General features: G+C 72.8%; 6 protein-coding genes. 2 read left to right on the top strand and 4 right to left on the bottom strand.

All coding sequences use genetic code 11. The features are described 5' to 3' along the window. Positions 1-249 precede the first annotated feature (249 nt). Positions 250-1,680, bottom strand: coding sequence for an RICIN domain-containing protein (locus tag CRV15_RS18895; protein WP_003960554.1), 1,431 nt, complete (start codon positions 1,678-1,680; stop codon positions 250-252). 556 nt (positions 1,681-2,236) lie between these two features. Between CRV15_RS18895 and CRV15_RS18890 the strand changes: the two genes are divergently transcribed. Then, positions 2,237-4,087 carry a glycoside hydrolase family 3 protein gene (locus tag CRV15_RS18890; protein ID WP_003960555.1) on the top strand — a complete coding sequence of 617 codons (1,851 nt, stop codon included), beginning with the start codon at positions 2,237-2,239 and terminating at the stop codon, positions 4,085-4,087. Positions 4,088-4,249: 162 nt separating this feature from the next. Here CRV15_RS18890 and CRV15_RS18885 read toward each other — a convergent pair whose 3' ends face one another. Then, entirely contained in the window at positions 4,250-5,707 is a 1,458-nt protein-coding gene (locus CRV15_RS18885) for an alpha/beta hydrolase family protein (protein ID WP_003958329.1), read from the bottom strand. Positions 5,708-5,835: 128 nt separating this feature from the next. Beyond that, complete coding sequence (locus tag CRV15_RS18880; RefSeq protein WP_230864121.1) at positions 5,836-6,390, bottom strand: hypothetical protein; 555 nt, start codon at positions 6,388-6,390, stop codon at positions 5,836-5,838. Between the two features lie 548 nt (positions 6,391-6,938). On the opposite strand from CRV15_RS18880, the gene CRV15_RS18875 reads away from it, so the two are divergent. Beyond that, a complete protein-coding gene (locus CRV15_RS18875; RefSeq protein WP_003960557.1) occupies positions 6,939-9,278 on the top strand; it encodes an FG-GAP repeat domain-containing protein in 2,340 nt (779 codons plus the stop codon). Positions 9,279-9,429: 151 nt separating this feature from the next. Here the strand turns inward: CRV15_RS18875 and CRV15_RS18870 are convergent, their stop codons facing one another. Continuing rightward, the gene (locus CRV15_RS18870) at positions 9,430-13,257 is read right to left on the bottom strand and encodes an ABC transporter ATP-binding protein (RefSeq protein ID WP_009996249.1); all 3,828 of its coding nucleotides are present in this window, start codon (positions 13,255-13,257) and stop codon (positions 9,430-9,432) included. Between the last annotated feature and the right edge of the window lie 18 nt (positions 13,258-13,275).

Here is a 13,275-nt window from a genome sequence, read left to right as displayed (position 1 = left end):
CGTGCCCGTCGTCCCCCGGAACGCCGCGACGGCCCTGCCGCACGGGGCGGCAGGGCCGGAACGGGCCGTTCGCCCGCCGGGGACCGGGGAACGGCCGGGAACGGGCGGGCCGCCCAACGGGAGGCCCCGCCCAGGTGCACGGACCGGCGGGGTGCTCCGGGCCGTGTCACGGAGAGTCGGCCCGGAGAATTGGCCCGGAGAGTCGGCCCGGATCGGTCCCGCCGGGTGGACCGGGTCGGTCCGGATGGCTCAGGGAGCGAGCGTCCACCGCTGGCTGGCGGTGCCGTCACAGCCCCAGACGCCGAGCGCGGCGTTGTGGCGGGAAGCCGTCAGACAGCCGCCGTCGTGCCCGACGACCTCGTACTGTCCCCCGGCGATCTGACGCAGGGTCCACTTCTGGTTCTCGCCGTTGCCCCAGCCCCAGATCTGGGCGAAGTGGGATGTGCCGTCGACCACCCGGGAGCGGTTCGTGTTGGCGTCGAGGACCTTGCTCGCGTCGAGCGCCGAGGTGACCCGGTAGCGGCCGTCGGAGAGCTGGTCCAGGTTCCAGCGCTGGGCCGGGTGGCTGCTGCTCAGCTCGGCCTTGACCTTGGTGCCGTTGGCGGTGCTGCCCATGTCCACGTCGGCGGACCAGCCGCCGACCGCGCTGCGGAGCTGGGCCTGGGTCGGCATCGGCTGGGAGCCGCCGCCACCGCGTATCAGGAAGCGGCTGTTGGCGATGTTCCAGTTGCGGGTGAGGTAGCTGCCGGGCTGCGGGTTCGGGTTGAAGTACATGTTGCGGTTGCAGTCGATGACAGCGCGCTGCGGGTAGTCACAGGGGACGAGCCGGCCCGGCGGGTTGGGGATGTTCCCGTCGTTGTAACACATCAGATCGCCGTCGACGTAGCAGTGGGCGCCGTTCGGACCGGTCGACTTGGGCGCGTTGCGCTGGACCGCTCCCATGGTGTGCAGCAGCTCGTGCACATCGACGTTGATGTCGCCGAAGCACCCGCCCTGGCCCATGCCGATCATCGGCCAGCCCACCTGGGTGTTGTTGAAGTTCTCCTGCCCGGGGCGCTCGTCGTTGTGGTAGCCGAAGCCGAGGCCGCAGACGCCGTTCTCGGCCCAGACCAGGTACTTGCGGTCGTTGCTGGTGTGCCCCTGGGCGGCTATGGCCTGCTGGGTGGTCTGGCCGCCGCCGTCGATGGCGGCCTGGGGGACGGTGACCCGCAGGACGGTGGGGGTGCAGCCCGCGTCATGGACGAAGCGGACCTCGCGGCGCTCGCCGCCCATCCGGGCCGACGCCTCGACGAACTTGGTGTTGAGGTTGACGGCGCGGGCCTGGAACTGCGTGCGGAACTGGTCGAAGCGGTCGGGCTGCCGGTCGCCGCGCACATACATGAGCTGGACCCGGGGGCCGCTGGTGCCGTTCCCGTCGCAGCGGGGCGCCGACGCGATACCGGCCCCGGAGCGGGCGGACTTCGACGACAGGGGCAGGCGCTTGTCCTCGATGGTCCGGGGCTTCGGGTCGGCGGCGGTGGCCGCGGCGGGCCGCGGCCCAGCGGCGGCCGATCCGACCGGGTCGGCCTGCGCCGCGGCCCCGGCGGCGACAAGGGTGGAGAGGGTGGCGGTGGCCAGCGCCAGGATGGCGGCACCCCGCACACGGGAGGCCGGCCGTGCGGACGTTCGTCGGAAAATCATGCGGCGGAGTCTGTCCGGTACGTGTCAACGTCCGCTCAACGCTGCCTGGAGCGGCACGACGGAATTGTTTATTCCGCACCCTGCCGCTCATAAAGTCCCCCCTTGCCCCCGTGTCACGGAACAAGGGAGTCCAGATCCTCATCACACCCCGCTGACCAGTTATCACCGCCACCGGGGAACCCTGCTCCGGGATTCTCCGTCTAACCTGCCGGTTCCGCCGGGTGGGTCCGCGGCGCGGTGCCGTCACGGGTTGTTCGGTGCAGCCCGTCACGGCGACCCCTCTCCAGCCGCCCGCGGTCGGCGGGCCACCGCCTGCCACCGGTGCGTTACCTCCCAACAGCGCCGGTGGCGGGCGCCGTCGGCACAGTGCCCCCGTCCGGGGCGGGACGGCCGCACCCCTCGTACACCGCCGTATCCCCCGCCTTATCGGTGGCCTTTTCCCCGGCCTGTGCGTTTTCCCTTGCCGGACCCGACACCCCTGGCTACTTTCCGACTGTCCGCCTGCTTTCGGGGTTTTCTTCAACTCATGTATCGAACAAGGCCAGAAGGGGAAACAATGGCCGATCGGAATCTTTCCCGACGTACTCTCCTCGCCGCCGCCACCGCCACCGCGTTCGCCGCCGGGGTCACCTCCTCATCCACCGCCGCCGGGCACACCGGCGCCACCGGCCCGCACGAGAGCGCCGCCGCCCGCGACCGCCGCCTCAGACGGATGATCTCGGCCATGTCCCTGGAGCAGAAGGTCGGGCAGGTCTTCTGCACCTGGGTCGCCGGCCGGGACGCCGACGAGCCGGGCGCCGAGGCGGCCGAGGTGAACCAGCGGCTGCTCGGGGTCCGCAGCGGCGCCGAGGCCGTCGCCCGCTGGCATCTCGGCGGGGTCATCTACTTCCTCTGGTCGGGCAATCTCGTGGAACCCCACCAGATCGCCGATCTCTCCAACGGCCTCCAGCGGGCCGCCGTGGACTCCTGTGGGGTGCCCCTGCTCATCTCCGTCGACCAGGAGCACGGAGCGATCGTCCGGATCGGCCCACCGGTCACCCAGCTCCCCGGCGCGATGGCGCTCGGTGCGGGCGGCTCCGTGCGCGACGCCAGGGACGCGGGCCGGATCGCCGGGGCGGAACTCGCCGCCCTGGGCATCCGGCAGAACTACGCCCCCGTCGCCGACGTCAATGTGAATCCGGCCAACCCCGTCATCAACGTCCGTTCCTTCGGCGCCGATCCGCGGGCCGCCTCCCGGATGGTCACGGCCCAGATCCACGGGTACGAGGACGCCGGGGTCGCCGCCTGCGCCAAGCACTTCCCCGGCCACGGCGACACCACCGTGGACAGCCACTACGGCCTGCCGGTGATCAACCACACCCGGCAGGAGTGGAGCACGCTGGACGCGCCGCCGTTCCGGGCCGCGATCGCGGCGGGCGTCGACGCCATCATGACCGCGCATCTCCAGGTCCCCGCGCTGGACCCGTCCGGCGACCCCGCGACCCTCTCCCGTCCCATCATCGACGGCGTCCTCCGCAAGGAGCTGGGATACGACGGTGTCATCGTGACCGACGCCCTCAATATGCGGGGCGTTCTGACCAAGTACGGGGAGGAACGGGTTCCGGTGCTCGCGCTGAAGGCGGGCGTGGACCAGCTCCTCTACCCGAACAATCTGCCGCTCGCCTGGAACGCGGTCCTCAAGGCGGTGCGGGAGGGCGAGATCACCGAGGCCCGGCTCGAAGAATCGATCCTCCGGCTGCTCCGCCTCAAGGACCGGCTGGGGCTGCTCCGCCGCCCCTATGTCACCCATGCCGGGGTCGACCGGACGGTGGGCGTCCGCCGCCATCTGGCCGCCGCCGACCGGATCGCCGAGAACACCACGACCCTGCTGGTCAACCGGGACGGGCTGCTGCCGCTCAGCCGCCGACGGCAGCGGAGACTGCTGGTGACGGGGGCGGACCAGCCCTTCCCCACGGACCGGACCCGCAGCTCCGTCCCCGCCCTGGGCGCCGCGCTCGGCGGGCTCGGCTTCACGGTGACGGCCCTGCCCACCGGGCTCTCCCCCGCTCCGGAGCGGATCGCGGAGGCGGTGGCCGCGGCCCGGGGCCAGGACGCCGTGGTGGTGCTCACGTACGACGTCGCCACGGCCGCCGCCGGGGGCCAGCGGACCCTCGTCGAGCGGCTGGCCGACTCCGGGGTGCCGGTGATCCAGCTCGCCGTGCGCAACCCGTACGACATCGCCCGGCTGAACGGGGTGGACGCGGCGCTCGCCCTCTACGGCTGGACCGATGTCGAACTGCGGGCCGCCGCCCGCACGATCGCGGGCCGCAACGAACCCGGCGGGGCGCTGCCCGTCCCCGTGCCCCGGGCCGACAACCCCACCCGGGTGCTGTTCCCCGTCGGCCACGGACTCTCGTACGACGACTGACGACCGACGGCTGACGACCGACGGCGGGGCCGGGGCCGGAGACGGACGGTGCCCGCCACTCCGGGTGGGGAGTGGCGGGCACCGTCCGTTCCCCGGCGGGCCGCCGGGGACACGCGGGTCCGTCAGGACAGGCAGGTCCCTCGGGTCACGCGGGGCGGAGGGTCAGCCGCGCAGACCGCGGTCCAGCCGGAGCTGACGCGCGTCGACCTTGTCCAGCCTGCTGTCCGGGCGGGCCAGCGGCTTCGCCGCCGACTCGTCCTTCTGGACCGCCGCCGGGGCGACGCCCGCCCAGCGCAGGATGGTGGCGGTGGCGGCGGTCCGCTCCGCCTCCGGCAGGGCCGAGATCCGGGCCCCGTGGTTGCCGCCCGGCTGGGTGTAGACATAGCTGTCGCGGCTGCCCCGGTCGAGGCGGAAGGGCTCCGCGCTCCACGGGTCGTTCGCACCGTTGACGAACATCATCCGGTGGGCGTTGCCGCGCACCCAGCGGTCGATGTCCGCCATCGCGTGCTTCTGGAACTTCATCGGGATCTCCCGCGGCACGAAGTTCCGCGGCGGCTGGTACCCGTACCGGCTCAGCCCCTTGAGGTGCGGCTGCTCGATGTCGGGCGAGCCCAGCTCCACCCCGGCCTGGTAGTAGTACGGGACATACGGCTCAAGGCCCTGGTCGGTGTAGGACTTCCAGCCGCCGATCTCGTCCACGATGTCGTAGAGCTGCTGGTCGGTCAGGTCCTTGGCGACCGGGATACCGGCGCAGGCGGACTCCATCTGGTACTGCCAGAAGCCCCAGGTGAAGTCGAGCACCACGGCTTCGAACGCCTTGTCCAGGCTGCCGATCGTGTTGAACGTGAGCTGGTTCTTCTCGGCGTAGGAGCGGTACAGGTCCTGCATCGGCCCGCGCCGGATCAGCGACTCGCGCTGGATGTTGTTGAGCTTGGTGCGGCACTCCGCGGTGCCGACGTTCTCGAAGAACCGGTCGTACGCCGCGTCCTTGTCGTTCACGACGTCGTTCGGGGCGACGTAGGCGACCACGGCGTCCATGTCACGCGGGTAGAAGCGCTCGTAGTAGGTGGCGGTCATGCCGCCCTTGGAGCCACCCGTGGACAGCCACTTCTCGCCGTAGATCCGCTTCAGCGCGGTGAAGATGCGGTGCTGGTCGCTGGCCGCCTGCCAGATGGTGAGCTTGGACCAGTCGGCGGGCTGCGGCCGGGACGGAGTGAAGAATCGATACTCCATGGAGACCTGATTGCCGTCGACAATCGTGGTCGGCTCACTGCGGGACGGAGTGGTCCGCAGGCCGTAGCCGCTGGTCTGGAAGACCGTGGGGCGCTCCGTGTCCTTGTGCAGCAGGCTGATCCGCTGCTGGAAGGTTCCCTTCCAGGGCTTGCGGTGGTCCACCGGCTGCTCGAAGTTGAGCAGGAAGAAACGATACCCCGGATAGGGCTTCTCCTCGATGAGGCTCATGCCGGGTATCGCGAGAATCCGGTCCTTGATGTCCTGCTCGGCCTGTTCGCCGATGGACCGGCCCGCCCGCTCGTCGACCGCGACCGCCGTACCCGTGGCGGCGGTCACCGTACCGATGAGCATGGCGAGCGACACAACCCCTGTGAGCGCCTTGCGCATGAAGCCTCCCCTGATTCTTCCATGGGTCCCGGTGAACCTAGCGGTGCGGACACGGGACCCGCCAGACCCGATTAGCTGCAAATGGCATCGGTTGGGGCGACAGAAGGGGACCTATGGGTTCAAGCCAGTCAACAGAGAATCCAGCCAGTGGAAACGGTCGAGCCGGAGATCTTGCCCACGGCGCGGACGCAGCGGTTCTTGGCGTACACCCTGACCGGTCCGGCGGAACGGGTGAAGTACCCCTGGTCGACGGCGGCCCGGCCGCCGCGCGGCTGGAGGGAGACCAGCATGAACCGGCGCGGTCCTGGCCGGGCGGCGACGGTGACGGCGCAGGCGTGCTGCGGGCCCCCGTGGACCCTCAGCTCACCGGCGGCGAGGCGGAGCACCTTCTTCGGCCGCCCGGGGCAGGCCGAGGGGGACGCGTCGGCGGACGGCACCACGGGGCCGAGGACGGTCAGACCCGTCATGGCCAGCAGGATGACGAGCAGCCGCGCCAGCAGCCGGGGCCCCAGGGCCCCGCGCCGGGCGGCCCCCGGGCGGCCCGGGGCACGGTGCGGGAACACCCCCGGTGGAGCGGCCGGATCGCCCGCCCCCGCCGACGCGGCCGGGCGCGCCGGACCCGCCGGGACCGCCCACCCGGTCGGCCGCTCCACCGGCTCCGGCTCCCTGCAACTGAGTGCCACTGGCGCTCCTCACCACTCGTCTCGTCCTGCCGCTTCCTCGGATGTCCGCGCGCTCGCGCCGTACGGCCCCGGCCGCGCCCCGCGCCTCGTTCCCGCGCGCCCGCATCCGTCGCTCCGTACTCGCCCCGTACTCGCGTACGACGCCTACGACGCGTCCGCACACCGATTTGGTTGTCGGGGGCCTCGATCGCTCACACCACCGGCGCACTGCGACCCTTGGAGCACGTGTCACCACGGAATGATCGGACCAGCCGGTGATAACCCGCCCCGGTGTTAGGCTCCGGACGAAACGGGCATGGGGGGCCCGGAACGCGTGGACCGGGGGGTCCGTCGCGGCCTCTCCGCCCGACACCGCCGGTCCCGCGGCGGCGGGCGTCCGTGCGACAGCCCCCCGCGGGACGGCCGCACCCGAGGGGGGAACGGCTGTGTCGCCGTCAGAGCATTCCCATACATCCCGACCGTCTCCACGGTCCCTTGCGCCCAGCACCTCCCGGACCGCCCCGAGATCCGGCGTCCCCCGGGAGAGAGCCGGGGAGCGCCCCGCGCCGATGTCCCGCACGGTGCTCGGCACGGCGCTCGCCGCCGGAATCGCGCTGACCGCCGGGGCGTTGGCCGCACCGGCGGGCGCGGCGCCCGAGCCCGGTCCCCGGCCCGCCGCCGTGGAGGCGTCGAAGCCGGGAGAACCCGGGCGGGCGGCGACGGCGGGGAAGCCGGGCGGGCCCGGGCAGGCGGACAGGAGCGGCGCGCGGTCGGCGTGGCTCCCGCCCGGCTCCGAGGTGGTCAGTTCCAGCGCCAACGGCTATGTCACCGCCGACGCCCGGGGCAGGCACCACTGGCACGGCGACGGCGGGGCGCCCGTGCCCCTCGAAGCCGGATACGCGCCCGCGCCGCTCTCCGACTCGGCGGTGTCGGTCCAGGGCAGCGTCGTCCGACTGCGCGACATGGCCCGGGACGCCGGGACGGTCACCGTCGACCTCGCGGCGGACGGCCGGGACTACACCTACATCGGCGTGGCCTCCAACACGGTGATCGCGCGCCAGGGGACGGTGATCCGGCTGCTGTCGCACTCCGGCGGCGTGCTCACGGACACCCCCGTCACCGGGCTTCCCGCCGATGCCGGATCGTTCCGTCTGGTGTCCGCGACCGACAGCAATGCGCTGCTCCAGTACGCGACCGGCCCCGCCGACGCCCCGCGGTGGCATCTCGCGGTGATCAGCCGTGACTTGGGCGCCCTGACCGACACCTTCCCGGTGGCCGCCCCGCAGGGCCCGCGGGCGGCAGCGGTGTCGGGCGGCCATGTCGCCTGGATGGAGCCCGGCGCCACCGCTGACGCGATGACACTCGTCATCGCCGAGCGCGGCTCCACCGCCGCGCCGCAGCGGCAGGCGCTGACGGGAATCCCGTCCCCGCTCCTCGGACTCGCCGGGGAACAGGTGGTGTACGCCAACAGCACCCCGCTGGACCAGGGCGCGGCGGACGCGCCGCACACCGCGCTCACCGTCCGTTCGATCAGTACCGGCCAGATCTGGAAGTCACTGGAGCACGCCACCACCCTCGTCCCCGGGATCGACGACGCCCTCCTGGTGATGGGCGGACGGCAGGACCGGCAGAACCCCGACTACAGCGGCGAGGGCGTCTACGCGGTCTACGGGACCCGTGACGGCAGCGAGCCCACCACACAGCTGCGGAGGTCCACGGGGGAGCCCACCGAGGTGCGCTCCCCCGACCACTCCGTCCCGCCCCGGCCCGAACTCGACCGGAACAACGGCCGGGTGCGCCTGGAGTGGCACCTCACCCGGACCAACGTGGACGCGACGCTCACGATCCGCGACGACCGCGTCCCCGGCGCCACCCCGGCCGGGGAGTGGACCGTGCGGCTCGATCCGCAGAGCGGGGACAGCTCGGGCCCGGGGCGGCTCACCCACACCTGGGACGGGCTGCTGCGGGACACGAGCGGACGGGAGTTCGCGCCCGCGGCCGGAATTCACTCCTGGACCCTCACCGTCCGCCCGGACAACGGGGTCGGCGAACCCCTGACGGTGACGGGCTCCTTCACCGTCGGCTACCGCGACGACCCGCGCAGCCTCTTCGTCCCCAACGGCTCCCCTGACCTCCTGGCGTACGACGGCAGCGGCGGACTCTGGTACGAGGACACCTACCACGACCCCCGGAAGTCCACCTTCGAGGGACGGGGGCGCCAGTCGGTCGGCGGGGACTGGAAGGGGTACGACCGGGTGGTGCCCGCCGGTGACCTCAACGGCGGGGACGGCCGTCCTGAGCTGCTGACCCGGGACACCGCAGGGGTGCTCTGGCTCCACCCGGGCACCGGCACGCCCGGCGCCTTCGCGCCGCGGACGCGCGTCGGCGGCGGCTGGAACATCTTCGAGCGGCTCTCCGGCGGCCGGGACCTGACCGGTGACGGCAGACCCGATCTGGTGGCGCTCGACAAGGCCGGTGGGGTGTGGCTCTACCGGGGCACCGGCAGCCCGACCGCGCCCTTCGGACCCCGGGTCGAGGTGATCGGCGGCGCGCAGCCGTACGACCGGCTCGTCTCCGCGGGCGATCTCGACGGTGACACGGCGGGCGATCTGCTGACCCGGGACACCGCAGGGGTGCTCTGGCTGCACCGGGGCACCGGCACGGGCGCCTTCACGGCCCGCGTCCGGGTCGGCGGCGGCTGGAACGCCTTCACCCATCTCGTCGCCATCGGCGACGGCAACCGGGACGGCAGGCCGGATCTGTATGCCTTCGGACCGGCCCCGGCGGGCTCCTCGGCCACGGCGGGCTGGTTCTACGAGGGAACGGGCAACGCCTCGGCCCCGTTCACCCCGCGCAGGAGCACCCCGGTGCTGAACGAGGCGCCGAACGGCTACCGGGACGTGGGCTGAGCCGGCGGGCGGCTGCCGGGTGGGGCCGGGACCAGGGCACCGGGCGGCGGCCCGGACAGCGGCCGGGCCCGCCGGGTGGGCCCGGGCCGGGGGCGTTGTCCCCGCCCGGCTCCGGCCCGGCCCCGGCCCGTCCCGGCCCGTTCCGGGGTGCTCAGCGGGCGACGGCGGCGGCTTCCTCGCGCCCCGGGTCCCCGGGCCCGTGGGAGCCGATGAAGGTGTGCCACAGCGTGGCGTACCGGCCCTTCCTGGCGAGCAGTTCCTCATGGGTGCCGTCCTCGGCGACCCGGCCGTCCGCCATGACGACCACCCGGTCCGCGCGGGCGGCCGTGGTCAGCCGGTGCGCCACCACCAGTGTGGTGCGCCGACCGCTCAGCCGCTCCGTCGCCTGGTTGACCTGGGCCTCGGTGGCCAGGTCGAGGGCGGCGGTCGCCTCGTCGAGGAGCAGGATGTCCGGGTCCACCAGTTCGGCGCGGGCCAGGGCGATCAACTGCCGCTGTCCGGCGGAGAGGTTGCGTCCGCGCTCCGCCACCTCATGCAGATAGCCGCTGTCGAGGGTGGCGATCATGTCATGGGCGCCGACCGCGCGGGCGGCGGCCTCCACCTCGGCGTCGCTCGCGCCGGGGCGGCCGTAGGCGATGGCGTCCCGGACCGTCCCCGGGAAGAGATACGCCTCCTGCGGGACGACGCCGAGCCGGTGCCGGTAGGCGGTCAGATCCAGCTCGCGCAGATCCGCGCCGTCGGCGGTGACCCGGCCGCCCGTCGGGTCGTAGAACCGTGCCACCAGCTTGACCAGCGTGGACTTGCCCGCGCCGGTCTCGCCGACGAACGCGACGGTCTGTCCGGCCGGTATCCGCAGCTCGATCCCGCTGAGCGCCTCCTCCTCGTCCCCGTAGGAGAAGTCCACGCCCTCGAAGGCGATGTCGCCCTTGAGCGCGCGGACCCGGGCGGGGCGGGGGGCCGGGACCGTGGAGGGACGTTCCTCCAGCAGCTCCTGGATACGGCGGACGGAGACAGCGGCCTGCTGATAGCCGTCGAAGACCTGGGAGAGCTGCTGCACGGGGGCGAAGAACAGCTCGATGTAGAGGAGATAGGCGACGAGGGCGCCGGTGGTGAGGGTGCCCGCCTCGATCCGGTGGGCGCCCACGACCAGGACGGCGGCTGCGGCCACCGTCGACAGGAGCTGCACGAAGGGGAAGTAGATGGAAATCAGCCACTGGCCGCGCACCCTGGCGCGGCGGTAGCTGTCGCTGCCCGCCCGGTAGCGCTCCCGGCCCGTCTCCTCCCGGCCGAACGCCTGGACGACCCGCAGCCCGGAGACGGTCTCCTGGAGGTCGGAGTTGACGGTGCTGACACGGTCGCGGGCCAGTTCGTACGCCTTCACGCTCTGCCTGCGGAAGTAGTACGTGCCCACGATCAGCACCGGCAGGGTCGCGAAGACCACGAGCGCCAGCGAGGCGTCGATCACGATCAGGGCGACCAGGATGCCGAAGAAGGTCACCACCGAGACGAACGCGGTGACCAGGCCGGTCTGGAGGAATGTCGAGAGCGCGTCGACGTCGGTCGTCATCCGCGTCATGATCCGGCCGGTCAGCTCGCGCTCGTAGTAGTCGAGCCCCAGCCGCTGGAGCTGGGCGAAGATCCGCAGCCGGACGGAGTACAGCACCCGTTCACCGGTACGGCCGGTCATCCGGATCTCGCCGGTCTGGGCGATCCACTGGACGGCCACGGTCAGCAGCGCGAGACCGGAGGCCACCCAGACGGCGGCGAGCGCCGCCTGTTCCACGCCCTGGTCGATGCCGTGCCGGATCAGGACCGGCAGCAGCAGCCCCATGCCCGCGTCGACGGCGACCAGCAGCAGGCTGAGGAGCAGCGGGAGACCGAAGCCGCGCAGCAGCAGCCGCAGCCCCCGGCTCCGGCGCCCGGGGTGTCCGGCGGGTGGGCCGTCGGCGCGGGTGGCGCGGTCCTCGTCGATGTCGGGGGTGTCGTCGGCGGGCGGCAGGGCGGCGACCTGGGCGAGGAGTTCGGGGGTCGCGCCGGGGGCGACGGACTCGTTGGCCGAAACCGTGTCCTCCCGGACCCACAGCCGGGGGGTGATCCCGCGTTCGGCGTCGAACTCGGCGTCGAGTTCGGCCCGTACGGTCCGGCCCTCGTCCTCGGCCGGGGCGGCCGGGCCGGGCGGGATGTGGCCCGGGGAGACGCCGCCCAGCTCCTCGGGGTCGGTCAGCAGCCTGCGGTAGAGGGGCGATCGGGCGGTGAGTTCCTCGTGGGTGCCGATGTCGGCGAGGCGTCCGCCGTCGAGGACGGCGATCCGGTCCGCGAGGTTCAGGGTGGAGCGGCGGTGGGCGATCAGCAGCGTGGTGCGGCCCGCCATCACCGAGCGCAACGCCTCGTGGATCTCGTGCTCGACCCGGGCGTCGACGGCCGATGTGGCGTCGTCGAGGAGGAGGAGCCGGGGGTTCGCGAGGATCGCGCGGGCGAGGGCGATCCGCTGGCGCTGGCCGCCGGAGAGGGTGAGGCCGTGTTCGCCGACCTCGGTGTCGTACCCGCGGGGCAGCTCATCGATGAAACGATCCGCCTGAGCGGCGCGGACGGCGGCCTCGATCTCCGCGTCGGTGGCGTCCGGCCTGCCGTAGACGATATTGGCGCGGACGGTGTCGGAGAAGAGGAAGCTGTCCTCGGGGACGAGGCCGATCGCGGAGCGCAGCGAGGCCGTCGTCAGCTCGCGCACATCGTGGCCGCCGACGAGGACGGCGCCCGAGGTGACGTCGTAGAAGCGGGGCAGCAGCAGCGAGACGGTGGACTTGCCGCTGCCGGAGGCGCCGACGACGGCGACCGTCTCGCCCTCGCGGATCTCCAGCGAGAAGCCGTCGAGCACGGGCCGCCCGGGGTCGTAGCCGAAGGTGACGTCGTCGAACTCGACGGTGGCGGGGGCGTCGGCGGGCAGTTCCCTGGTGCCGTCGCGCAGGGTGGGCTCGGTGTCGATCAGCTCCAGGACGCGTTCGGCTCCGGCGCGGGCCTGCTGGCCGACGGTGAGGACGAGGGCGAGCATCCGGACCGGGCCGATGAGCTGGGCGAGATACGCGGAGAAGGCGACGAAGGTCCCGAGGGTGATCTGGCCGCGGGTGGCGAGCCAGCCGCCGACGGCCAGCATGGCGACCTGGCCGAGCGCGGGAACGGCTTGGAGGGCGGGGGTGTAGCGGCTGTTCAGCTTGACGGTGCGCAGCCGTCCGGCGAAGAGTCTGCGGCCGACCGCGCGCAGTTTGGCGGCCTCCTGCTCCTCCTGGCCGAAGCCCTTGACCACGCGGACGCCGGAGACGGCGCCGTCCACGACCCCGGCGACGGCGGCGGCCTGGCTCTGGGCGTACCAGGTGGCGGGGTGGAGCCGGGTGCGGCTGCGGCGGGCGATCCACCACAGGGCGGGGCCGACGGCGAGCGCGATCAGGGTGAGCGGCAGCGAGAGCCAGGCCATGACCGCGACGGAGACGAGGAAGAGGAGGGCGTTCCCGATCGTCATCGGGAGCATGAACAGCAGGCCCTGGATGAGCTGGAGGTCGCTGGTGGCGCGGCCGACGACCTGTCCGGTGGAGAGTTCGTCCTGCCGCCGTCCGTCGAGGCGGGTGACGGTGTCGTACATCCCGGTCCGCAGATCGTGCTGGACGTCGAGGGCGAGCCGGCCGCCGTAGTAGCGGCGTATGTACGTCATGACGTAGACGACGACCGCGGCGGCTATGAGGAGGCCGGTCCAGACGGTGAGGGAGCGGGTGCGGTCGCCGATGACATCGTCGACGATCACCTTGGTGATCAGGGGGATGAGGGCCATGACGGCCATCCCGGCGAGGGAGGAGCCGAGGGCGAGGAGGACATTGCGCCGGTAGTGCCAGGCGTACCCCCACAGCCGCCGGGCCCAGCCGTCCGCCCCGGTCGCTCGTTCCTGTGCCGCTGGCTGTCGCTCTCCTGTCGCTGCGCTGGCCGCCGCCACGTCGGTGCCTCCCGGTCC

The organism is Streptomyces clavuligerus (genome assembly GCF_005519465.1).
GTDB lineage: Bacteria > Actinomycetota > Actinomycetes > Streptomycetales > Streptomycetaceae > Streptomyces > Streptomyces clavuligerus.
This window is presented reverse-complemented; position numbering and strand designations above follow the sequence as displayed.